The following is a 25,356-nucleotide window of genomic DNA, read 5'->3' as shown; positions in this document are numbered from 1 at the left end:
TTATTTATTAGGTAGTTTTTCCCAAGCCTTAGTTTGATGATTGTATTGTTTTAAAACTCTTGCAGGATTTCCTACAGCCACAGAATAAGGAGGTATATCTTTGGTTACGATACTACCAGCAGCAACTATGCAATGTTTACCAATAGTAACTCCAGCAACCACAACTACATTTGCGCCAATCCAAGAATTATCTTCAATAATAATAGGCGAAGTTGATACACCTTGAACATGAATAGGCAAGTTGATATCTTCATAATTATGATTTAAGCCAGAGAGTGTTATATTTTGTGCAAGCCTAATATCATTACCAATAGTAACAGGACCAATAATAGTATTACTTAACCCTATTTTTGTTCTATCGCCAATAATTACAGGGCCAACTCCATTATTTATGGCCGAAAAATCTTCAATAGTTGAATCCTCTCCTAATTCAAATTTATTCCAAGGGACAACATCCATTCTAGTTCTTGGCCTCACTATAGCTCCTTTTCCTTTTTTGTGATAAAAAGGATTTACAAACCATTTGATCCATAATCTTGGTCTTGTTTGCTTAGGAATTAAGATAGACCAATGCACTAATTTTTTAATGCGTTCATTCGATTTTATTTTTTCTTTTAATCCCATTCTATACTGTCTTTGGTTGCTTTTATAATTGATTCATAAATAGCTTTTACATTATTCTGCCAAGTATGACTTTTTGCAAAAGCGATTCTATTTGCAATATGTTCATCAGAATTTTCGGCCAAAGCTTTTTCAATTAACACTACATAATCGTCTTTAGTTTCACCCAAATACACATTTTCTTTAAACATTTGCATTGCTTTGGTTTGTGTTGCTATAATGGGTTTTCCCATGGCCAAATATTCATCAATTTTTCTTGGATAATTTCCTATAGTGAGGTTATTAATCAACTGCGGATTTGTAGCAATATCAAACCCCTTTACATAATTTGGTAATTGAGAGGCATCTTTTCGTCCTAAAAAATAAACGTTAGACATATTATGAAGATTCGAGTTTTTAAAATCGTTATCTTCTGGACCAACTAAAACAATACTCCAACTTTTTCGCTCTTCAGCAATAAACTCTAGCAACTTTATATCTAATCGTAAACTTGTTAAAGACCCAACATAACCAATTATAGGTGATGGAATTTCTTTAAATTCTTTTGGAATTATAATGCTATCATCCTCATCACTAAAATGAGAAACATCACAGCCTTGCCCAACCATATAACTGTGGTTGTTATAAGCTCTACAAAAATCTTCAAAAAATTCAGAATTCGTTAAAACTATATCAGCTTTTTTAACTACTTGTGGCTCAATACGTTCACCATGTTTTTGCCAATAAGGAACTTTCACCAAATAATCTCGCATATAATAAGCGTATACATTTGGTTGTAAGAACTCTTTTAAATGCAAACCTAAAAACATAGAACTATCGTTAAATAGGATAAAATTCTTAAAATCCATTCTAGAAATTGCATTCTTAATATCATTCGCAAAAATTTTGGCATTTCTTTTGTTTAACATTTTAAACAATGAATGAATAGGAACTGAATTGATAGATTCAACGATTGATTTTGGGTATAAGTTCCATAAGTTTTTATCAATTTCTACCAAATCATTCTCTTCTCCATTTTTAATTCGGATTCTTTTTTGAATGGTAGCTTTATCCTTTTGACCGCGCATAACAGATCTAGTCATTGGCGGATTTACATATAAAACACGATTATTTTTAGCAAATTCTGCAGCAATATTTTTACAATTACTTCCAATTTCGATATCCCAAGCTTGTATACCTACAACAATGATGTCTTTACCTTTAATCATATCTTTATTTTTTAGAATTTTCAGCATCAATTAACTCATACAGTTTTAAGTAATCTTTGGCCATATTATGCCAAGAAAATTGTTTACTTCGAGTTAAGCCTTTTTCACACAGTGTATTTCTGTAATTTTCATCATCCAATATTTTTAAGATTCCTTGTGTAATTTCTTCTGGTTTAAAAGGATCAATAATGTGGGCAGCATCACTAGCAACCTCTGGCATTGACGATGTATTTGAGGTAATTACTGGCACATTACAAGACATGGCTTCTAGCATAGGAATACCAAAACTTTCTCTTAATGATGGATATAAAAACACATCACATTGTGCATAAATGGCAGGTAAATCTGTATTTACAACATAACCTGTTAGTAAAATACTGTTGATTAAATCTGGATTTTTAATTTCTACTAAAAGTTTTTTCAATTCTACCTGATCGTAATCTAGCATCACCAATTTATGTTTGGTGCCTGATTTTTTTAAGAAATCAGAAAAAGCTTGCAAGGTTCCTTTGGTGTTTTTTTTAGGATCTGTATTCCCCAAAAAAAAGAAAAATTGATCTGGTAATTTGTATTTGTCTTTAACTCTTTTTAGTTCTTTTTGGTCAGTTATTGGTTTAAAATGTTCGCTAACTCCGTTATAAATTGCATCTAATTTCTCATCGCCTTTTATCCCAAAAAATTCTCCAATTCTGTTTTTCTCGAAATGAGAAACTGTAATTACTTTTTTGCTCTTTTTTACCACTCTTGGCACTACTAACTTTCTGTAAATATTCCCGAATTTTTGATACGTAGTTGCGCTGCTAGATAGTATTTTTAAATAGCTACTTTCCATATAAATGATATCATGCAGAATAGTTATTAAGGGAATACTCGTAAAAAAAGGTGCTGTATTACTAGTACAATGTAGCACATCACAACCATATTTTTTAGCGGCCTTTGGTAAGGCTATCTGTTCCCAAGTTGGGTATGGGCCTCCATTTAATTCAATAATTTTAAAATTGGCGGTTTCTTTTAAAACTTCGTTATCTTCATCTGGTTTTACAAAAATAAAGTACTCGTTTTTGAGGTCTAAAAGTTGAAGATTTTTAATCAACTCTAAGGCAACCATATCCATACCATGTTTTTTCTTACGGAAAATTCTTTGTGCTTCAATACCTATTTTCATATTGCCTATTTTAAAATTTTATTGCGTAAAAACTCATTATTTGTTTTTTTATTTTCGGGTACATAACCACTTCTACAAGATACGAAAAGACAAACATTAAAACAATGTACATTGTATACTCAACAATCTTATTATTCAAGAAATTTAAATAGGTAGCCTCAATTACTAAATAATGATGCGATATGTATATCGCATAAGAAAAAGGTGCTAGATATTTAAAAACTCCAAACAACTGATCAAAACCAAACCAGTTTAATTTGTTCCAAATGATACCCGCAAACATTGCTATAAAAGCAAAGGTAAAATGTCTTAATTCTATAAAAGGAAATGCCACCAAAGGATAATCATACACTTTCGTATATTCGAAATTGATGTATAAATTCAGTCCTAAAATGGCTAAAATAAAAAGTAAAATAAACGCATAATTTTTTATGGATGCCAAGGTATAGGTTTCTTCTTTTAAATAGGTTTCTGCAAATCGTACACCAATCCACCAAATGGCAAAATACATTACAATTCTATTTAAAATAAAAGGATAAAATAAATATGAAATTGCTGCTGTTATGGTTATTACATTCACCCAAACATTAAGTTTTGATGATTTTATGCGATCTGATAACAGAAAAAAGAGCATATAAAACCACCATTCGTAAGAAAGCGACCAAAGTACTCCATTGCCTAAATAAGTGGGAGAAATTACATTTGGTTTTAATGAAATTACATCTTGCAGCATAAATAAATTGCCTAAAAGCGTTGTGATTTCAGGATCTGCAAAACCTCCTTCACTATAACATTTTAAAAGATAAGCCATTAGGAAAATGAATAAAAGCGGAATGTAAATTCGTGCAAATCGTTTTAAAAAGTAGGTTTTAAAAGTTTTATTCGGATTTTTCTCCCAAGTATATTTAATCACAAAACCACTTAATATGAAAAACATAATTACAGCCTCTGAACCAAAACGAAAAAGGATTCCAATATTGATTCCCAACACCATTATTTTTTGGGGAAGCATATGAAATAGCACCACGTAAAGTGCGGAAAATCCGCGGATGGCTTCTAATTTTTCTAGTTTATGTTTTTTCATTAGGGGGAACTTAAAAAAATACTGATTTCTTATTTTGGTTTAATATCTTCTGAACTAGATGTATGTTGTGTGTGAATAAATGTTTTATTAGCTCCTTTTATTTTTAGTAATGATAACAACATCATAAACATCCCTTTAGGTAAACTTGCCAAAGCGCCTAAAGTTTTTAAATTGTAAAATGATCTTGGAACTGAAAAAATAAAGGATAATATACAAGCTACTGCCAAAATAATCCAGTATTTAGAGTACATGGTATCATTTTCTAAAAAATAATTAATCAAAACAAAAGCAATGGTAAATACTTTTACAGCCCCTAATAATAAAATTCTAGGAGGTTGTACAAATTGAATGGCTTTATCAAAATAATCTACATTGCCTTTCAAAAATAAATGTTTAATAGCCGATAAAATATCTTTTCGAAAATAATGAAATTGTGCAGATAACCATCTACGTCTTTGATTTCCAAATACTTCTGATTTTTGTATTTTTTCATCGTACACCACAGCATCATCTAAATACACAATTTTACGCCCTTCTTTTAGCATTTTTAATTCAATTTCTTTATCAAAACCACCTATGGCAGTAACTGTAGCCATTAATGATTTAAAATACTGATAACGAAACGCCATACCAGAACCAATAATTGCAGATGATAAACCTAAAACTCTATGTCCTTTTCTAAAAATATTATTGTTAATTTCTTCGCTAATAGCGTCTAAAATTGCCCAAGAATTATTTACATTTTTTGCGGTTCTATGACCTTGTACTGCAATAAAGTCTTCTTCGAAAACTGCATTAATTTTCTTTAAAAAATCAGTGGCCATAACATTATCTGCATCTAAAACTACAGCAATGTCATAATCTGCATCAAGTTGTGCCATTGCTTTATTTAATGCTTTTGATTTTGTGCTTTTATCGAAACTAACTTCAATTAACTTAATAGGTAACATTTTTAAAGTAGCTAAAGTTTCTTTTTGAAAAGAATCTGCGATGATAACCACATCATATAAATCTGAAGGATAATCTTGCTGTAACGCTAAATTTGCTACTTCTACAATTACACCATCTTCTTTATAACCAGGCACTAAAACTGCCATCCTTTTTATATTTCCGTTATCAGAATATGTTTTTTGCTTGTAAAAAAGGCTGGCTACTGAAAAAATAAATATATAAAGCGTTGCTAAGCCTAAAAGAATTAGCAAAATAATTTGTATTGTATTAAGTACTAACATAGTAAATAGTGATTGGTTAATAAGAAAAATGAACAGCTATACGCTTTTAATTTTTCAGTTTTCTAAGTTTATTACGTACTTTTAAACCAAATTCTCTTAAAAATGGCAAGTGTTTACCACTTTTAAGATTGTACATAAAAGATTCAGATTCAAATATCATTTCGAAATTTGCGGTGCACAATACCGGTTTTTTTGAAATTCTATTAATTTCTACAGCTTGATTGTATTCACTTTCAATAAACAACACATAAGGTTTAGACATGTACGCTTTTGCTTTATGATCTCCATGATTGTTTGCCTTTTGTCTTGCAGCCATATCTGGTAAGTCTAACATAATTAAATCGTTATACTTAATATTTTGAGCTGCTAACCAAGTTTCTGTTTCTTTTCGATATTTTTCTAAACGCGATGTTACTATGGTTCCTATTTTAGCTCCAGGAATAAATAAAGGTGGTGCGTTTAAGATAAAATCGATGTATTTTTCTCCATCATCGTTTTGTTCTGGTGTTGGATCTTCGCATAAAACCCCATCAATATCAAAACACGCTTTTTCTAAAGTAGTATGGTTTAAAACATTCCATTGAAAGTATCTTGGTAAAGGAACGATTTCAAAGAAATAATCTACCATTTTTTCTTTTCCAGGAATGATAAATATGGCGCAATATTTTAAATCGAACTTATCTTCAAGATGTTTTAATTTCTCTTTACATTCTATCATAGCAGAGCCAGATGCAATACTATCATCTACCACTAACACTTTTTTGTAAGCTCCTTCTTCAAAAAACTGACTTCTTGCTCCTGCTTTGTATATATGACCATTTAAGAAAGAATCAATATCTGTATAAGGTTTGTTTAAATATAATGATAAAAGATTGGCAGGTAACATACCACTTCTTGGTACACCAACAATTAAATCGAAATCACGAGGAATTATACTTAATCTTTTTAGTATAATATTATTTAAATCCTTTATATTCCTATAGTTCATAATATATAATTTTAGAAGTTTGTATGGTTGATTTTATTTAAAAAATAGTTTAACGTTTTTTATATTTATTCTGAAATTGCTATTTCTTCTGATATTTCATTTTCAAAAGTTTCAGGTGTAGACATTATTGCCATTGATGCATAAAACAATAAGGCAGTTGGCATACCACCTAAAATTGCATTACCATAAGAAGCTAACATAATGCCAGCCATTCCTGAGATAAGTGCGCTCATTTTTATTTTTGTAATTGGGTCTCTAATTCTAAACATAACTTTAAATGATGCCATGCCAATTGTAAAAAACAGGATTGCCAGATGAAACACCAAACCAATTATACCCAGTTCTGCCCAAATCATAACATACCAACTATCAGTTGCTACATTTGATAAATATGCATGAGGTAAAAAACGTTGCGCTTTGTCTCCTGCATGTCCTATACCACCGCCAAAAGGTCTAGATGCTAGATATACTTTTAATTTTGCTTGGTTTGCTTTTCTAACCATTAAAGAAGGATTGTTAGGATCAAAACCCGTTCTCATTCTTCTTATTTGGGCATTACCATTTGCAATTGTAGTGTATTTAAAGAAAACAAATATGAGTGCTACCAAAATAAAACCCATACTAATTATTTTTATATTTTTTCTAAGCACAAAAAAAGTCATAAAACCCGCAAAAGGTACTGCAATTGATCCTCTTGTACCAGAAATCATCATTCCATATAATCCTAAAAGCCCTACAGTAATAAAAAATATTTTTGGAAGCCCTTTTTTAGCCATTGAGTAAATAAGAAAAACAACACCTGCATAGCCCTGATTTCCGCCAAACTGCCCTGCATCACTAAAAAAAGAAAACACCCTAAGCTTACCAAAAAGTATATGCGTTTCTGCACCTCCATTATCTAACCAAGCTTTTTCAGCATAATCTACACCAAAAACCATTTGTACAAATCCTTTTAAAGTAGCTAGTATAGAAAAGACTCCCCAAACGTAAAGAAATGTATCTAGCTTTTTATTGGTATCAATTAACATAAATGTTAAAATTAAAAAAAAGAAGAAATAGAAACCTACACCCCTACCTGCAATCCAAGGTTCAATCATTCTGGCTTCTGGGTTTGCTATTTGAATTATACAATATAGTAACCATAACCCTGCTAAAATTGTAATGGTTTTATTAGCAGGAGACCAATCTACACGTTCTTTAAATCTAGAAAAAATAAGTGCTAAATATGTAATAATCATAATACCATCTATGGCAAAACCTAATGGTAAACCTTTGATGTATCTGGCAAGACCTAATACTATAAAATTGAGTCCTATTGCTGTATAAAAACCTAAAATTGGATTTTTAAATAGTAAATTAAAATAGACAGTACCAACTACTAGTGCTAAAAAAATTCCTACACCTACCATTTTAAGCTTAGCAAGTACAAGACCAACAAATAAAACTCCCACAAAAAACAATAAAATAATCTTAGGATTAGATAAAGCAGCAGATCCTGATATTTTTTCAAATGGGTTTATATGTTGATTATTTGTGCTCAAAATATTTTTATTCATAGTTTGCAATTAAGCAAATCGATTTTTTATTACTTTGTTTTTTAGCTTTTTGTAAAATTCTATTCCACTAATAAATATTTCTTTGTAAGACAAAGAGAGTTCTTTGTTTAAGAAATACATTCCCATCCAAATTCCAACTAAAGTAAAAGCAATAGAAGCCACTGCTACAAGTATAAGCGATTCGAAAACAAATATGGCTATAAAATCTCCAATAACATTTGCTGCCACCATTACAAATACTTTAATGGCATTAATGTTGGGTTTATTTATACTATCTAATCCTATACCCGTCATTCTATCAATAGGTAATAAAAGTCCGTAAATAGAGAAAACTCTTACAATATTTACTACGTTAAAACCAGTAACTGGGTCTACTTTTAAATACTGTTCTCCAGATAAAATAAGTACTAAAAACTCTGCAAAAACAAAAGTAAAAATACTCATTAAAATAAACAGGTAAGTTAAGGCGCCTGAATAAGAATAGAATAATTCTTTAACCTCATTTATCTTACCTTGAACACTGGCTTTAGACATTTTAGGAAAAGCAGTGGCCACAAAACTACGCAAAGGAATTTGCTGTAATTCTGTAAGTTTTAACGGAATACTATAGAGTGCAACTGCTTCGTTTCCTAAAGGACTTAAACTTAAAATTAAAGTATCTGCACTTCTTAATAAATTACTACCAATAAGTGTAAATGTGGTGTATTTACCAAAATCTAATAATGTTTTATTTGTTACAGAGGTTGCTTTGGTAATTAATTTTGTACCATCCCAACCTAAAATTATGGTTATAAGAGAAGTAAACGCATTTATGATTAATAATGCAATTACCAATTCATTTAAGGTCATTTCTAAATAAAAATAATTTACTGCAATCGTTAAAAAAAACAATCCGCTATTTACCGATTTTACAATTAATATTTTACCATATTTTCTATCTGCTTGTAAAACAACTAGAGCATTGTTCCAAGGAAGATTTAAAAAAGCTAAAAGTGGATACCATTTGAAAAACAAATTATATCCAGAATTACCAATTGCATCTTTAAATACTAGGTTGCAAAACACTAAAATTGCAGCAATAAGAGCAGTTGCACCTAAACCAATTAGCGCATTAGACCCAATAAGTTTATTTCTAGAAGATTGGTCTGCACCAGATAAAAACCGAATTAAACCTGTGTTGGTAATACCAAATCGAAACATTTCTACAAAAGAACCTCCTGTTATAAACAATACCCATTCTCCAAAAACTTCAATTGATAAACTTCTTGCCAATAAAGCAAAGCCGCTTATACCTAAAAGCGCAATAACAACGTTACCTGCTAAGGATAAAAAATTATCTTCTCGTATTAATTTTTTCAACATTTTCATTGGCCTATTATCAAATTTGGTTTTTTGAAAAGAACTGAAACTTAAAAATTGATTTAATTTTTTTTCTGAATTTTGATCGTTTTTTTGGTAAATCTCCAAGCATAGATTCTACTTCATTAATATTTACACCATTAACAATAATATTAAGCTTTGAGCCACAAACTTTTCTTAAATTTCGAATTGCAGATTCATCTGCATCAGACCATGCTCTGTTAGCTCTACACACCAATATATTCAAATCTGCATTTACCATTAATTCAGTTGGATAATTAGAGTAAATAATTGCGGGTATTTCAATAATAATAAAATCTAAATTGTTATTTAGGTTGATATTATTAGACTTAAAAATATCTGTATGGTTTTTTGCATTAAAAAAATCGTTATTTAACTCATAATAATCATGCTCTGCTGGAGATAGATAGGTAGAAACATCTGCTAAAAAAGGATTTTCAACATCTATTCTTGGGTCTGGATAACCTAATATTTTGTTTAAGATTGGCGATTTTCCTCGTTGTTTAATTGCAACTTGCTCTTGCTTATAATTAAGCAATAATACCTTTTTACCTTCTTTTTTAAAGGTTTTTGCAATATTGCCAGCTGTAACTGTTTTACCTTCCAATTTTTGTGTACTAAAAACTACTATAATTTTAGTCTTTTTAGCATCGCCATTAAAACCAAAAAACTGGTATATATTTTGAGTTACAATTTCTATAAGTCGATTTTTAATAAAGTTTAAATTAAAACTACCTGGGTCTAAAATTATTTTAGGAAGCATACCTAAAGAAGAAAAACCTGTTTTTTTGCTTGCACTTGTAGAATTTTTAAGAGAATCATCAAAATATTCCATTACAAAAATAATTCCTAAAGTTAAAATACCTCCTAAAAATGCTGCTGCAATAATTAATACGGCTCTTTTTGTAGGATTAGGAGAAACTGGGTAATAAGGTATATCTATGGTTTTTAAATCTGATGACAATTCACTGTCTTGTAATTTTAATTTGGCCAAATTTAAACCATGAAGTATTTCTAAATATCCTTGTTCTGAAACTGCGATTTCACGTTCTAAACGTTTCATATTAGCACCAGCAGGTGCATATCTTGCATAAGTTTCTTGAAAATCGTTATTCTGTTTATTTAAAACTTGCAGTTTAGCTTTTAAATTTTCTGACTCTACAACATTGTTCATCCAATTGGGCAGTAATTTAGAAACTGGCAAACCATCAATTGAATTTTGATAAGAATATAATTGATCTACACCTTTTTTAATTTCTTCATTTAGTTTTTTTGTTTGATTTTCTAGTTGAGTTACTTTATTAAAATTTTCTTCAGTTCTGTTAGATTGAGTTTCTGCTTTTATTAACGCAAGTTTGTAATTTAAATCTCCTAATTGTTTCTTTTTATCAAGAATAAGGTTACTTTTTTCTTGGATTATTTCTTGGACTTCTAATTTTTTCTCTAAACGTTTTATTCCTGCATTTAAACCAGCTAATTCTGCAACATTTTTCTTAAAGTCGACCTGCATGTCTTCTTTAACCACTGCAACTGCCTTACTTTGCTCATAATAATTAATAATATTAGAACTTTTATTAAATTCAAGCAATTTGTCTTCAGCATTTTTTAATTCAATTCTAGCCTTATTCAGTTCATTTTCAAAATATTTAACAACTGCATCAGATCTATTTTCTTTTATATGTTTGTAATTTTTAATACAAACACCATTATAAATAGCTAATGTTTGTTGGCAAATACCAGGATCGTTAACTGTGTAACTTAACTTTATTAAATCGCTACTATTAATTCTTTGTGCTTTAATTCCTGAAATTGCTTTTAAAGAATAGTGATCATCTTCATCATAATTTAATAGTTCATAGACAAAGTTATCACTGCTACTTTTCATAAAAGCAGTTAGGTTTTCTACAGTTTTTTCGTAATTATTTCTGTCTACTTGGTCAGGAAATAATTTTTCCTCAGTTTCGCTTATTTTATTATCTGAGTTGTTATTTTCATTTCCAGTAGCTACATAATCGTATAAATACGTTGGTATTTTTTGTTTAAATTCTTTAAAAAGATCTTCTGATATATATTTAGGATTTGCTTCTGGCAGCATTAAATGCAGTGCAAACAATCGAATAGCTACTTCCTCTTGAGTTTCTCTTGAATTAATGATATTAATTAAATTATCAAAAGCAGTATTTGTTGCTTGATAATTAAAGGTTTTGTCCATCTCAATAGAAGAACCTGTAGCCAAACCAGTGTATAAAATAGTTTGAGATGAATACTCGAAAGATGGATTCATGGTAAGTAAAATTACCAATACACCTAACAAAATAGGTACTGTAATTAAAAGTACTATATGTTTTAAGATTAACCGAACAAAATCAACTATAGTCATCTTTATAATTTTAATAAGTTAAACCAAAGACAAAGCCAGCCATATCTTCTAACATCTGTTTTACTGTAATAAATTCTGACATTGCTTTTTCATACTCTGCTTCCATATTGGCTGTCATACTATTAATTCTCACATATTCTGATATGGCTACAATACCATTTTTGAACTCTTTTTCTACCATTTGCATGTTTACTTTAGCATCTGCTAAACTTTTAGACCTTATTTTAAGAACTTTATTTTTATAGAGCATCTCTTGATAAAGACGAATAACAGTTTGTCTAATTTCTTGTTTTTGAAATTCTAACATGCTTTTTGCCTCATCTACTTCTAATTGTGCAAGTTTTATTTGATTTTTTCTATTTAAGAAATCAAAGATTGGGATTTTTAAATATACCCCTACACTGTAATTGAATTGGCGGGCTGTTGTTAAAGCTGCAGTGGTATTAATACCATCGCTGTCAGTTGCAAAATTACTTAAGTTACCATATCTGGTATCTGCTTGAATACCAAAATTTCTTGTCCAGTAAATTTGTTCTGATGCTAAGGTAGATTCTTTAACACCAACATGATTGTTTCTAAAATTAACCATTGCATGTTTTTTTATTACAGAATCTATAATAACCTCAAGAGGTGGAAACTCAAACCTACTACTATTATTGTTTAATATGGTATCTTTAGTACTGCTAAATGTTTGGGCATTTACATTACTAAATTGCAAAACAATTATACTTATAATAAATAGGTTTTTAACAATGTTACTCATTTCAATATACTTCTTTAATTAAACAGTGTCTGATTGAAACAATGCAGGTACAGTTCTTAATATCAGCTTAATATCATACCAAAAAGAATAATTATTTCCTCTAAATTGTTCTGCATATTCATTATCAAGTCTCATTCTTTCTTCTTCAGACATTTTACCACCTTTACCTCTAAGTTCTACTTGCCATAAACCTGTAATTCCTGGAGGTGCTAAAAATCGTTTTGATAAATCATCGCCAGTAAGCACTTCTGCCTCGTAAACTGGTAAAGGCCTATTCCCTACAATAGACATATCTCCTTTCAAAACATTTATGAGTTGTGGTAGCTCATCAATACTTGTATTTCTTATAAATTTACCCACTTTTGTGATTCTTGGATCGTCTACAATTTTTACAAAAGTAGAATCGTTTTTAGCAGCTTCTCTTTTCTGAACATTAAACCAATAATCACATATTTGATGGGTATCGATATACATTATAGGAGAACAGGTTTTGCCTTCAGGCAATTTACTACATTTAGGGCAAGGAATATCTAACGAACTATTTTCTGATTTTACTTCTTCTTTTTTATATTGATTTTTTTCAGCTGCTAGTTTTTTTAACAATTCATCTGAACCTGTACGCATTGATCTTAATTTGTAAAAATCGAAAGTTTTTCTTCCTACACGTTTAGAGATGTAATACACTTTACCTTTAGATTCTAGTCTTATTGCTAGAATAATAAGTAACAAAAATGGAGAAGCTACAATAAGAACAGATAATGCTACAAAAATATCAAATAAACGTTTTGACACGGGCATTTTGTAATTTTCTGATACTATTTTTTCTGATATTTTTTGAGATTTTGGCTTTTTATGTGCGCATAAATACGTTAACCTGCTTAATACGTCTTTAGGATTGGTTACTGAAGGCACATAAAAATCATCAATTTGTTTTTTAAATGCATTCTTGTAAATTTCTGCATTGAATTCTTTACAAAGAATAATAAAAGGCATCGAATCGTATTCGCTTTGTGCACGTAACCATTTATAAAGAAAAAAACCAGTATTACCTGGTAAATAATAATCGCATATTATTCCATCGATATTTTTATTAGATTCTAAATATCTGGTAGCTTTTAAACTATTTTCTACTGTTACAATTGTATAATTGTCATCTACAGCTTGACTAAAATAATTTTTGATATTACCAATGTATAAAATATTAAGTTTTCCACCCATATATATGCGTATTAATTTATAGCTTTTAGATTATTGATTACCACTCAATTGCATAATGAATTGGATAAAGGTTTTTTTTAACCAGTTCTTCGAGTTCTTCTGGGTTAAATGGTTTTGTTAAATAGTCTTGTGCACCAAGCCTATAACACTTAATACGTTCTTTACTTTCTGCTCTACCAGACAACATAACCACTGGTGTGTGTTTGGTAAAACCTCGTTGACGTACTTTAGTTAAAAACCCATAACCATCCATATCTGGCATTTGAATATCGCAAATAATAAGATCTGGTATAGTACCATCAAGCCACTCTAAAGCTTCAATAGGGTTATTTTTGGTAATTACATCATAATCTGCTGAAAGAAAATTTTGCAACAACATACAAATACTTATCTCATCATCTAGAACTAGTATAGTTTTTTTCATTGTATTATTTTTTTAAATTATAGTCACTTTTCAATTCGTTAATAACCTCACTGGCCAATACATTACATTTATCAACAACAACCTTAACCTCTGTTTCATGTAAAGCATCTAATGCTTTTTCATTCAGTAATAAAAGTTGTTCTTCTAACTTAAAAGCACCAAAAAAATGCACAGTTGGTTTAATTTTATGTACTTCGTTCTTAATATTTAACCTATTCTTTTCTATAAAAGCGGTATTAAGTGCTGTAATAAATTTTGGTATTTGATCTATAAAAACTTCAACCATATTTAATACTAGATCTTTATTACCACGACACATGGTAACTACATCTTGAAGATTATAAGATTTGGTATTTGAAAGGTGGGAATCTGGGGGTAAATTCATAATAGTAACTATTTAATTCTTTGCTCTATAAATATAGCATTTAAATTTTAAAAGTAACTTACTTCTTGTAAAATAACCTATTTGTAAAAAAATAAACATCCGTAACATTTTATAATGCACAAATACATAGTATATGTGATGTAAAAAATGTAAATGCTTTTGGCATACAAATCAATTTAAAATATAAATTCTTTTAAAAAAAGCGAATTTATGTTGAGCATTAAAATATTTGTTTTTGAGAAAATCAACAAAAATAATGTTGTCTAATGATTTAAATACATTTGCACAAATACTGAAATATCTGTACAAACTTTTTTTTGTAGTAACTATCATAATTTATAATATTGGGGAATACTAACATAAAGATAGTATATTTTTTGAAAAAGAAAAACATTAATAGAAAAAAACTAATATTTAATTTTTTAATCACTAACAAAGTTATAATTTTAAAAAAACTTTTTGTGGTTTTTATTTTTTAGCACATCTCATTTTATGTAAACTATAATTACTAATAATGGTTTGCCTAGTTGTGTTATAAAAAATCGTCTTTTTATAATGCTATAAATTTTGGCAAATATGATTTATAGGCACACAAATAAGTTTTAAAAACCATAAAAGGTTTCGTTTTTTTATGGCAGATTAATAACTATTGATTTTTACACCTAAAAACAGGTAGAAAGCACCTTAAATTCAAACATGATAGAAAAAAGCAATACCAATTTAAAAGGAAAAAAAGTACTGGTTGTTGATGATAGTATAATGAACAGAATGGTGGTGAGTGTTATATTAAACGACCTTGAAGTACTTGTTGCTGAGGCTGAAGATGGTAAACACGCCATAAATTTCCTTAAAAAAAACACTACAGATTTAATTTTAATGGATCTTAAAATGCCTATTTTAAACGGATTTGAAGCTACGAAAATCATTAGAGAAGAATTAAAGCTAACGATACCAATAATAGCATTAACTGGCAATTCTATAGAAGAAGAAAGAGAAAAATGCCTTGAGGTAGGGATGAACCATTACCTTTCTAAACCATATGACAGAGATGTTTTTATAGATATGATTTGTAATTACATGCTATAAATACAGAATATGAATAAATACTTGGCGCTAAAAACCACTCTTTTATTTGCTGAATTAAAGATAAAAATTATGTTTATAGCAACAAAAAAAATATTAAATTTAAAAATAATGCAATTTTAAACACGTTGAATCTTGTAAATATTAAATTTCAAAAATTATCGAAATCAACTATTGTTTCTATTAAAGTTTGCAGCAAAACTAATTTTTAACCAATAGTAAAGTCCTGTTCAAAATATAAAGTACCATATAAAGGAACCAATCTTTGCTTTATAAGTAAAACATGACTTTGAATTACACTAGGTGCAAAGTTAGGTGGTAACTAGGTTTTAAAGGATATTTATTAAGACTTAAATGAACTATTTTGAGATATTATGGCTTTTTTGATGATTTTTCTAAAATAATAGCATCTGTATTAAAAAAAATTCTATCTAATTTTAGTTCAATAAATCTTTAGCTTTTACACCAAACCTTTTAAAGAAAACCCGATTAAAATACGTAACACTACTCAAACCAATTGCATATACTACTTCTTTAACAGTTTGATATTCTTTTTTCTGTAAAAGTTCATACGCTTTTGTTAGCCTAACTTCTAAAATTATTTTTACAGGTGTTAGGCCTGTTTTAGCCTGTATGATTCTACCCAATTGTCTTTTACTATAAAAACATTCTTTTGCCAATTCATCTACCGAAAAATCTTGATTCCCAATATTATTTTGAATAATTTCATTTACTTTTTCCATCAATTCTGCATAATGTCCAAAAAACTGAACTTTTTCTGCAGCTTCTTCTTTCTGTAACTTGTTTCTAAGTATTTTATTTTCTAGTAAATTATATACTCTTGTTAAAAGTTCATTAGCTTTAAAAGGCTTTAAAATAAAATCGTCTACACCTAATTTAATAATTGATTCAGATTTTTCTTCATAAATGGATGCAGAAATAATTAAAAACGGAATATCTATATAGTTATCCATAGCATTCAATTTCTGTTTAAGTTCAAAACCTTGCATTACTGGCATTCGCAAATCAGATATTACCAAATCAAATTGAATCTCTTTGGCAAGTTCTATAGCCTCTACACCATTAAAAACAGTAGTACAATTAAAATCAGTTTTCAATAACTCCTTAATATACAGTAATATTAAAGCATCATCATCTACTATAAGTACTTTAGGTTTATTACATGCTGTGGTTTTAACATCTTCTAAAACACCATCTGTTTCTAATATTTTATTGATTAAAGTATACTCTAGTTTTTGTACTTCAGTTGTAACGTTTTTAATTTCTAAAGGTAATTTTACAATAAATGTTGTGCCAATATTTCTTTTACTTGTAACTGAAACTGCGCCATTTAAACTTTCAGTTAGTTTTTTAACCAAAGACAACCCAATACCAAAACCTCCATTAACTTTATTTTCTTCAGATTGATAAAAACGAGAGAATATTTTAGGAAGCTCTTTTTGATCAATTCCTATACCTTCATCCTTTATGGTTATTGTAAGATTTTCTTCAGTAAATAGTGCCTTTATAAATATAGCCGAAGATGAACTGCTATATTTAATTGCATTATTTATTAAATTATTCAGAATTTTTTCTAGACTAGAAAAATCATAATCTATATGTTCTTTGAAGTCTTTAAAATTGGTTTTATAATATAACTTTATATGTTTTAATGTAGCAATACTTTCAAAGGCAGTAATGGTTTCAATTAAAAATTTACCAATATTTTTAGTGCTTTTTTTAGAGTAAAATTGTTTTTTTTCTAATTTTAAAATCATTAAAAAATCGTTTAACGTTTTTAAGATAGCATTTGTACTAATTAAGGATCTCTCAGAATAATTTAAAACATTTGCACTATTAAAAACATTATTTCTTATAAGTTCTACATAACCTTGTATAATGGTTAAGGGAGTTCTAATTTCATGCGATAAATTTTCTATATATGTATTTTTAAGATTAGTAATCTCTTGCGCTTTTATATTCTGTAGCTTAAGTTCATAGGTTTTTTTATTTTTAACATATAACATTACTAAAAAAATGATAAGGGATACTAAAATGGTTAAATAGATGTAAAAATTTCTATTTTTAATGATTAGCGCATCTTTTACCTTATTTTTTTCCTCTAAAAGTAATAATTGGCTATCTTTTTTAATTCTATAATTTTGTACAGCTGTTTTTAATTTATATGCTTTTGAATTTAAAGAATCTTGTTTAGCATCTGCCACTTCTAAAAAGCGAAGTGCTTTTTTAAAATCACCTTGAGCTTTATAATATTTGTAATAAACAGTATTATAAATTATATGGTCATTTAGCAGATAATTTTCTTTGAGGTTTTCTTTTATTTTATTTAAAAAATATAAAGTTTTGTCATAATCTTGTAATCCTAAATAAGTCTCAGCAGATAAAGTATTATAACTAGAAATGTATTCTAAATTCGCATTATTATCTTTTACATTTATTAAAGCTAATTGTGCCTTTTTGTATCTTTTTGTTTTTAAATACAACCTTGTTAAAATTATTTGATAATTAAATAACCTACGAAAATCGTCTTTAAAAATATCTAAATCTACCTTATTTAAAAACAGAATCGCTTCTTCACTACTTTCAAGTTCATTAATAACATCTGCTTTAAAAACGTTGTAATCTGCTTTTTCAGAGTTAGTAAGTTTTGTAATATCATTTTCTTTTTCAAAAACATCTAAAAGTTCTTTTGCTATCGTAAAATTGTTAGTGCTTAGATGTATTTTTATCAACGAAAAAAACGCAAGATTTTCTGAAGTTTTATTACCACTTAATTTAAAGTTTTTAATTGCCTCTTCTATGTAAAAAAGAGCCGCTACTATATCACCTCTATCCAATTCTGCGTAAGATCTGTAATTATTGGTACTTCCTAAAGTATTAGGGTTCTTACAGTTTTTCTCAATAACTTTGTAATATTTTATTACTGAATCGTATTGGTTATTTACTACGTAAGAGAATAAAATTAAAGCCTGTAGTTTGTAATACACATCTTCAATTGCTTTATAGGTTTTCCCTTTTTCAGCTTTATAATTATTTAGTATCGTTTTAATTTCATCACTACATAAAATTGATTTTTTTCGAGTTGAATCCATAGCAACTTTAGGACCATCAGATCTAATTTTCTTATATCGCTCTTGAAAATATGCAGTGTCTATTTTTGCATTCGTTATTTGACCAAAAGTCAATAAAAATGAATGCAAAAATAGGATAACAAAAATCTTTTTCATGATTTCTAAATTTGTTTATAGCTAAAATGATTTTTTTTTTTGCAATAAAAAAATCACAAAAGATTTAAAGTTAAAAAAACCAATTTACGACGTTTTTGAGTGCTAAAATGTCTTAAAAAAATATTTTTTATTAAGATATAATCTAGACATAAAAAACAATTTTAAAGTAAAATTTTACCCTTTATAACAATTTACCTATTGTCTTTAATAGAAGTTTTAATGTCGCGATAAAACTAGAAAAAGAATTTATTGCAATTATATTTGCAACATCAAATTAGACTTCCCCGAATCAATTATTTAATAATTGTAGACTAACCTCCGGTTTTTCAAAAATCAAATTTGAATTTAATCCCCCAGATTAAAACTTTAAATTGAGTATAATGATTAAACTATTTGAATTGAAATTTTCACCCCCTTTTATCATCAATTTTTTACTACAAAAAACAGGTATATCAAACCCGATTTTTGTAAAAAAACACAATCTACAATGAACTAAAAAACATTTGCAAGAATAGTTTCCCTCTTAAATATCTAATTCAACAGTTCACCCCCCTAAATAGTACCAATTACCTAATTCTAATTAAATCTTAATAGTATCTAGATACTTTTTTAGAGTTAATTAAGAAGTATAATATAAACCCAAATATTAATCTAAATTTCAATAACCCTAGTAAGTATGAAACAAACTAAACTATTTTCATTTATGCTGATAATTCTATTGTCAGTCATGAATACATCGTATGCCATAGGCATAGAAAACCCAGGAACAGATTCCAGTTCCTTTTATGACGACTACCAGTTTAACTGGAAGAATATAGGAAATTTTAATTCTGATAGCGTAAATGCAGCAATGTTTTTTACAAACCCAACAGCTGTTTCCTGTCATAATAACGGAACCTTAGATGCAACTGGAGATGATTTTATCACATTTAATTTAAACCCAACAGTACCAGCAGCCATAGTTAAAGGAAATTGGTATTATGGAGTTTCAGCAACACAAAATGGAAATCCTGTGGCTATAGAAACTGCAGATGGTTACACTGGTGATCGTATTAGGTTTGGTATTGAAACAATGTTTATGGTAAAAGGTGCAACACCTGGTGCAGGAGATGTTATTGTTACAGTAACTCCAACTGTCTTAGGTGCAGACCCTGCATATCCAGCAGTAAATTATACGGTTACAGATCCTGGTGCTTGTGCGCCTGCAGCTTGTGCACCAACAGGTAATTCGATATCATATACCTATATGGCATTAAAACAGGGTAATGGTAATAATCAGTTAACAATACCAAAATTCGAAACTTCGGCTACAAGAACCTTAACAGCCGTTAATGTAACGTACTCAAATAAATATGCAGGTTCTTTAATATTAGAAACCAAGGATAATGCTGCGTCAACTGTAACCTACACACAAGATATTACAGAAGAGTTAATTCTTACAGGTGGTGCAACAACAACAAACGCAATTAATATTCTAAATGGGTCTGAAAACTTACCTGTTGGTATAGCTGTTCCAGCTCAAGGAACTTATCCTGGTGATGCTTTTGGTTCTACATTATTTGGAATGACTTTTGGTTCAAATGGTTCTTATTGGGCTGAAAATGAACATTATAATGGTAGAGATGTTAGATTACACCCATATTGGGTAACAAATGCAACAGGAGATGCTACAACAGATGATGATTTTGTAACAGATTTTGGTAGTTATACATCTGCAGGAGTAGAAAATTACACAAGTGCTGCAGATTTAGCCTTGTATACAGGAACGGGTCAAGTACCTTTTACAGTACAAACTACTAGTTCATCAGTAGCAACTGGTGCAGGAAATGTTGCATCATCGTTCTCTTGGAGATCTGAAATGACTATTACTGTAGAATATGTATATAATTGTGCACAACCATTAGGTTCAATTGGTGATACAGTTTGGTATGATGCTGATGGAAATGGTGCTCAAAATGGCGAAAATGGTTTACAAGGTGCAACTGTAACTTTAGATCCAGGTACACCTTTAGATAACAGCGATGATACTACAACTACTACTGATGCTAATGGTAACTATTTATTTAATAATTTACCAGCAGGTAACTATACTGTAACTACAGATGTAAGTACAGTAACTGCAGGTTTACCAGCAGGAATCACTGTAGGAGATTTATCGCAAACTTTTGATAATGACGGAACTGGAACTGCAAACACATCTGGTGTAGCTTTAGCAGCAGGCGAAGATAACCTAGACCAAGACTTTGGTTATAAAGCAGCTGCTGCAGGAAGTATTGGAGATACAGTTTGGTTTGATACCAATGCAAATGGAACACAAGAAGCAGGAGAGCCAGGTTTACAAGGTGCAACTGTAACTTTAGATCCAGGTACGCCAGCTGATGCAAGTGATGATACTACAACCACTACAGACGCAAATGGAAACTATTTGTTTGATACGTTACCAGCAGGTAACTATACTGTAATTACAGATTTAAGTACAGTAACTGCAGGTTTACCAGCAGGTGTAACAGTAGTAGATGTAACACAAACTTTCGATAATGATGGAATTGCAACTGCAAATACATCTGATGTAACCTTAGCTCAAGGACAAACTAATTTAGATCAAGACTTTGCATATACTGCTTTAGGTTCAATTGGTGATACAGTTTGGTATGATGCAGATGGAAATGGAGCCCAAAATGGAGAATCTGGTTTACAAGGTGCAACTGTAACTTTGGATCCAGGTACACCTTTAGATAACAGCGATGATACTACAACTACTACTGATGCTAATGGTAACTATTTATTCGATAATTTACCAGCAGGTAACTATACTGTAACTACAGATGTAAGTACTGTAACTGCAGGTTTACCAGCAGGAATTACAATTAATGAGTTAGCGCAAACGTATGATGCTGATGGAACTGGTTCTGCAAATACTAGCGATTATACTTTAGCAGCTGGTGAAGATAATTTAGATCAAGATTTTGGTTACCAAGGTTTAGGTTCTATTGGAGATACAGTTTGGTATGATGCTGATGGCGATGCAATATTAGATGCAGGAGAAAATGGTTTACAAGGTGCAACTGTAACTTTAGACCCAGGAACACCTTCAGATAATAGCGATGATTTGACAACTACAACAAGTGCAAATGGAAATTATCTATTTGATAACTTACCTGATGGTACGTATACTGTAAGCGTAGATGTTAGTACTGTAATTGGTGGTTTACCAGCAGGTATTAATGCTGCTGATTTAACACAGACTTATGACGCTGATGGAATAATCACTGCTAATACAAGTACATTAACTTTACCACAAGGTCAAGATAATTTAGAACAAGATTTTGCTTATCAAGGGCTGGGTTCAATTGGTGATACAGTTTGGTATGATGCAGATGGAAATGGAGCCCAAAATGGAGAATCTGGTTTACAAGGTGCAACTGTAACTTTAGATCCAGGAACGCCTTTAGATAACAGCGATGATACTACAACCACTACTGATGCGAATGGTAATTATTTATTCGATAATTTACCAGCAGGTAATTATACAGTTACTGTTGATGTAAGCACTGTAACAGCAGGTTTACCAGCAGGAATCACTGTAGGAGATTTATCGCAAACTTTTGATAATGATGGAACTGGTACAGCAAACACCAGTGATTATACATTAGCAGCAGGAGAAGATAACTTAGATCAAGACTTTGGTTACCAAGGTTTAGGTTCTATTGGAGATACAATTTGGTATGATACTGATGCTGATGGTATTGTTGACGCTAGTGAAAATAGATTAGAAGGAGTTACTATAACTTTAGACCCTGGAACTCCAGCAGATCCAAGTGATGATCTAACAACAACTACTGACGCTAACGGAAATTATTTATTCGATAATTTACCAGCTGGTACATACACTGTAAGTGTAGATGTTACTACAGTTACTGGTGGTTTACCAGCAGGGGTAACAATAAATGAGTTACAACAAACTTATGATGCTGACGGAATTGCAACACCTAATACTTCTGATGTAATTTTAGCTGCTGGTGAAGACAATGTTAATCAAGATTTTGGTTATCAAGGTTTAGGTTCTATTGGAGATACGGTTTGGTATGACACTGATGGAGATGCAATATTAGATGCCGGTGAAAACGGATTAAAAGATGCAACTGTAACTTTAGATCCAGGTACTCCTGGTGATATAAGTGATGATTTAACAACAACAACAACCGCAAATGGTAACTATTTATTTGATAATTTACCAGCAGGAAATTATACCATTACTGTTGATGTAAGTACTGTAACTGGTGGTTTACCAGCAGGAAAATCTGTTGGAGATTTAAGTCAAACTTTTGATGCTGATGGAGTAAGTTCAGCCAATACAAGTTCATTATTTTTACCACAAGGACAAGACAATCTAGAACAAGATTTTGCTTATGCTGTACCTTCTGGTGGAACCACTGGTGGTAATGGTGGTGGTGTAGAATCTGAATCTTTAGGAGATGCTATCTCTAAAATCTACGTAGGTAGAAAAAAGAATTCTGTTCCAACTGAATTTGTAAAGTCTTCTGAAAACTTGTACAACAAGTCTAAAATGAAATCAGTACAACCTTACCAAGGTAAAGGACAAACATTATTAGACATGTTCCCTGAAGCTTTAGTAGCTGGTAATGTGGCTAATGTAACATCACCTACTGATATTTTAGATTACACTGTAGCTGACGAAGTATTGTCTGTAGATTTCTCTATAGATGGTCAAACCAAAGGGGTAGTATTAGGTATCAAAACTACTGATAAAGTATACAACCACACCAAAGCGTCTTGTGATAGATTAAGAGGTGCTGAAATACTTAATGTGCAAAAAATGCAGATAGCTGGTTATAACTTCTTAATGCAAGGTATCAAACAAAGAAATGGCGTTATTGAATATGCAATTTCTTTTGCAACTGCTAAGAACAATAACGATAGCAATTACACCATTCAAACAAACTGGTATGTAAATGACTATACCAAGTTTAATGATGTGTACAACTTCCAAGTTTGGTCTACCAAACCAGAAGACACTCAGAAAATGGTTGCTGATATTTTAGAAAACTTGAATGGTTTTATTCCTGTACAACAAACAGAAGTACAGAAATTCCCAGAAACATACGCATCTAAAATTTATAGAGAAAAAGGTGAGTTAATCGTAGCCTTAAGAAGTACGCAAGAAGGTAATACCGCTGATGTATCAATGGTAGAGTTGTATTCAGAAACTGCAAACAACATCAAGTTTAGAGACAATACTTTAACTACAGAAATTCAACAAGCTTTACGTTTAGACATTGCTGATGGTTATGAATATGATGGTTTAATTAAAGTAGATGGAGAAGTAAGTGATGCTTTTTATCATGCTGATGGTAACTGGGGCTTAGATTATGACAAGCGTTATACTGAAATCAAAAATTACTTTGTATGGAATGATTTTGATAGAGAATATAATGATGATGAGTACGCAATCCAAAGAAATGTTGAAATTAAAGCAACAAGCCAGGATGATTACTTAACCATTTATAAATCTTTATTACCTGGTACTATATCTGCAGATTATTCTGAGTACAAGTACTTAGCATTCACAGCGAAAGGTTCTGGTTTAATGGAGTTAGGGTTAATCAAATCTTCTATCGAAGATTGGAAAGCACAATACAGAGTTATGGTAGACTTATCAGAAGATGAAACTACCTATTATGTACCTTTCGATTACTTTAGTTCTACTGGAACTTTAGCTAAAATGACAGCAGATGATTTAACAACTTTAGCATTTACTTTCTTACCTGTTGAAGCACAAACTAAAGAATTGGATTTAGAAATCTCTGATGTGAGATTTACCAAAACTGCAGTTGAAGATCAAATCATAGCTAAAATCGAAAAATTCGAAAATGAGTTTATGGCATACCCTAACCCTTCTAAAGGTAATGTAAACTTATTATTATTCAGTGAAACTGATACACAAGCTAATGTAACTTTAACAGACATTACTGGTAAAGTAATTTACAATCAAAAAGTGCAGTTGACTGCTGGTAAAAACGAATTAGATTTCGACTTTAAAGTAAAAACGGGTGTAATGTTATTAAAAGTAGCATCTCCAGAAAATGATTATGGAACGTCTAAACTAATTTTTAGATAGCCCCATTAAATTATAAACAATAATGTAGTAAGTTGGGGGACTTATTTATATTGTGACTGAGCACCCAAATGAATTCATTTGGGTGTTTTTTAAAAAAATCAATAATCGCATAACTTATTAGGGGAGTTTTGATTAGGTATTGATATCCAAGGGAGCTAATTAGGGTTAGCTCTCTTTTTTTGTGAGCAATTTTTAAAAAATATTACTAGCTTTTTTAAAATGCAACCCTTTTTTAACTTGATATACTATAAAGTGAGTTTAAATTAACGTGATTTCGATATAAATCTTATCATTAAATAACCCATTGTGCATTTTAAATCGAACAAGGTAGTTATATGTTAATTTTAGTAATTTTGAGGAACGGAAAATTATACCAAGAACAGCTTAATAAGTTGAAATTCTTTACAATAAAATTTAGAGAGAATATCTTTAAAAATTAACCATATAGAGGCTGTCTAAAAAGTATTACATTTTGTCATTTC

16 protein-coding genes are annotated in these 25,356 nt (G+C 30.0%); 2 read left to right on the top strand and 14 right to left on the bottom strand.

What is annotated here, in order from left to right; translation table 11 throughout:
- The 13 genes from SJY27_RS00110 to SJY27_RS00050 all read right to left on the bottom strand — a co-directional run bounded on the left by SJY27_RS00110 (window position 1) and on the right by SJY27_RS00050 (window position 14,404).
- The gene (locus SJY27_RS00110; protein ID WP_397446207.1) at window positions 1-624 is read right to left on the bottom strand and encodes an acyltransferase; all 624 of its coding nucleotides are present in this window, start codon (window positions 622-624) and stop codon (window positions 1-3) included.
- Window positions 615-1,829 (bottom strand): glycosyltransferase, encoded by a 1,215-nt coding sequence (locus SJY27_RS00105; RefSeq protein ID WP_397446206.1) that lies wholly within the window; start codon window positions 1,827-1,829, stop codon window positions 615-617. Before SJY27_RS00105 ends, SJY27_RS00110 begins: the two co-directional genes overlap by 10 nt.
- Before the next feature lie 4 nt (window positions 1,830-1,833).
- The gene (locus tag SJY27_RS00100) at window positions 1,834-2,994 is read right to left on the bottom strand and encodes a glycosyltransferase family 4 protein (RefSeq protein WP_397446205.1); all 1,161 of its coding nucleotides are present in this window, start codon (window positions 2,992-2,994) and stop codon (window positions 1,834-1,836) included.
- 10 nt (window positions 2,995-3,004) lie between these two features.
- Window positions 3,005-4,078, bottom strand: coding sequence for an acyltransferase family protein (locus SJY27_RS00095; protein ID WP_397446204.1), 1,074 nt, complete (start codon window positions 4,076-4,078; stop codon window positions 3,005-3,007).
- Between the two features lie 29 nt (window positions 4,079-4,107).
- Window positions 4,108-5,175 carry a glycosyltransferase gene (locus tag SJY27_RS00090; protein WP_397446203.1) on the bottom strand — a complete coding sequence of 356 codons (1,068 nt, stop codon included), beginning with the start codon at window positions 5,173-5,175 and terminating at the stop codon, window positions 4,108-4,110.
- Between the two features lie 181 nt (window positions 5,176-5,356).
- Complete coding sequence (locus SJY27_RS00085; RefSeq protein ID WP_397446202.1) at window positions 5,357-6,298, bottom strand: phosphoribosyltransferase; 942 nt, start codon at window positions 6,296-6,298, stop codon at window positions 5,357-5,359.
- A 65-nt stretch (window positions 6,299-6,363) separates the two neighbouring features.
- Window positions 6,364-7,854 carry an O-antigen ligase family protein gene (locus SJY27_RS00080; protein ID WP_397446201.1) on the bottom strand — a complete coding sequence of 497 codons (1,491 nt, stop codon included), beginning with the start codon at window positions 7,852-7,854 and terminating at the stop codon, window positions 6,364-6,366.
- A gap of 9 nt (window positions 7,855-7,863) precedes the next feature.
- Complete coding sequence (locus tag SJY27_RS00075; protein WP_397446200.1) at window positions 7,864-9,213, bottom strand: lipopolysaccharide biosynthesis protein; 1,350 nt, start codon at window positions 9,211-9,213, stop codon at window positions 7,864-7,866.
- 19 nt (window positions 9,214-9,232) lie between these two features.
- On the bottom strand, window positions 9,233-11,614 hold the full coding sequence (locus SJY27_RS00070; protein ID WP_397446199.1) for a GumC family protein: 2,382 nt from the start codon (window positions 11,612-11,614) through the stop codon (window positions 9,233-9,235).
- Between the two features lie 10 nt (window positions 11,615-11,624).
- Complete coding sequence (locus tag SJY27_RS00065; RefSeq protein WP_397446198.1) at window positions 11,625-12,377, bottom strand: TolC family protein; 753 nt, start codon at window positions 12,375-12,377, stop codon at window positions 11,625-11,627.
- Window positions 12,378-12,395: 18 nt separating this feature from the next.
- Window positions 12,396-13,595 carry a sugar transferase gene (locus tag SJY27_RS00060; RefSeq protein WP_397446197.1) on the bottom strand — a complete coding sequence of 400 codons (1,200 nt, stop codon included), beginning with the start codon at window positions 13,593-13,595 and terminating at the stop codon, window positions 12,396-12,398.
- 37 nt (window positions 13,596-13,632) lie between these two features.
- Entirely contained in the window at window positions 13,633-14,019 is a 387-nt protein-coding gene (locus SJY27_RS00055; RefSeq protein ID WP_397446196.1) for a response regulator, read from the bottom strand.
- Window positions 14,020-14,023: 4 nt separating this feature from the next.
- Window positions 14,024-14,404, bottom strand: coding sequence for an Hpt domain-containing protein (locus SJY27_RS00050; RefSeq protein WP_397446195.1), 381 nt, complete (start codon window positions 14,402-14,404; stop codon window positions 14,024-14,026).
- Between the two features lie 696 nt (window positions 14,405-15,100).
- Here SJY27_RS00050 and SJY27_RS00045 point away from each other — a divergent pair.
- Window positions 15,101-15,490, top strand: a complete 390-nt coding sequence (locus SJY27_RS00045) for a response regulator (protein ID WP_397446194.1) — start codon at window positions 15,101-15,103, stop codon at window positions 15,488-15,490.
- Window positions 15,491-15,924: 434 nt separating this feature from the next.
- Here SJY27_RS00045 and SJY27_RS00040 read toward each other — a convergent pair whose 3' ends face one another.
- Complete coding sequence (locus SJY27_RS00040) at window positions 15,925-18,735, bottom strand: ATP-binding protein (protein ID WP_397446193.1); 2,811 nt, start codon at window positions 18,733-18,735, stop codon at window positions 15,925-15,927.
- A gap of 727 nt (window positions 18,736-19,462) precedes the next feature.
- On the opposite strand from SJY27_RS00040, the gene SJY27_RS00035 reads away from it, so the two are divergent.
- Window positions 19,463-24,874 (top strand): SdrD B-like domain-containing protein, encoded by a 5,412-nt coding sequence (locus SJY27_RS00035; RefSeq protein WP_397446192.1) that lies wholly within the window; start codon window positions 19,463-19,465, stop codon window positions 24,872-24,874.
- Window positions 24,875-25,356 lie beyond the last annotated feature (482 nt).

Origin of the sequence: Polaribacter sp. R77954 (genome assembly GCF_044595335.1) — a bacterium.
Classification (GTDB): Bacteria; Bacteroidota; Bacteroidia; order Flavobacteriales; family Flavobacteriaceae; genus Polaribacter.
This window is presented reverse-complemented; position numbering and strand designations above follow the sequence as displayed.

Bases quoted from the DNA above. Each gene is read 5' to 3' on its own strand.
- SJY27_RS00110 (WP_397446207.1), bottom strand. From the start codon at position 624: ATGGGATTAAAAGAAAAAATAAAATCGAATGAACGCATTAAAAAATTA.
- SJY27_RS00105 (WP_397446206.1), bottom strand. From the start codon at position 1,829: ATGATTAAAGGTAAAGACATCATTGTTGTAGGTATACAAGCTTGGGAT.
- SJY27_RS00100 (WP_397446205.1), bottom strand. From the start codon at position 2,994: ATGAAAATAGGTATTGAAGCACAAAGAATTTTCCGTAAGAAAAAACAT.
- SJY27_RS00095 (WP_397446204.1), bottom strand. From the start codon at position 4,078: ATGAAAAAACATAAACTAGAAAAATTAGAAGCCATCCGCGGATTTTCC.
- SJY27_RS00090 (WP_397446203.1), bottom strand. From the start codon at position 5,175: ATGGCAGTTTTAGTGCCTGGTTATAAAGAAGATGGTGTAATTGTAGAA.
- SJY27_RS00085 (WP_397446202.1), bottom strand. From the start codon at position 6,298: ATGAACTATAGGAATATAAAGGATTTAAATAATATTATACTAAAAAGA.
- SJY27_RS00080 (WP_397446201.1), bottom strand. From the start codon at position 7,854: ATGAATAAAAATATTTTGAGCACAAATAATCAACATATAAACCCATTT.
- SJY27_RS00070 (WP_397446199.1), bottom strand. From the start codon at position 11,614: ATGACTATAGTTGATTTTGTTCGGTTAATCTTAAAACATATAGTACTT.
- SJY27_RS00065 (WP_397446198.1), bottom strand. From the start codon at position 12,377: ATGAGTAACATTGTTAAAAACCTATTTATTATAAGTATAATTGTTTTG.
- SJY27_RS00060 (WP_397446197.1), bottom strand. From the start codon at position 13,595: ATGGGTGGAAAACTTAATATTTTATACATTGGTAATATCAAAAATTAT.
- SJY27_RS00055 (WP_397446196.1), bottom strand. From the start codon at position 14,019: ATGAAAAAAACTATACTAGTTCTAGATGATGAGATAAGTATTTGTATG.
- SJY27_RS00050 (WP_397446195.1), bottom strand. From the start codon at position 14,404: ATGAATTTACCCCCAGATTCCCACCTTTCAAATACCAAATCTTATAAT.
- SJY27_RS00045 (WP_397446194.1), top strand. From the start codon at position 15,101: ATGATAGAAAAAAGCAATACCAATTTAAAAGGAAAAAAAGTACTGGTT.
- SJY27_RS00040 (WP_397446193.1), bottom strand. From the start codon at position 18,735: ATGAAAAAGATTTTTGTTATCCTATTTTTGCATTCATTTTTATTGACT.
- SJY27_RS00035 (WP_397446192.1), top strand. From the start codon at position 19,463: ATGAATACATCGTATGCCATAGGCATAGAAAACCCAGGAACAGATTCC.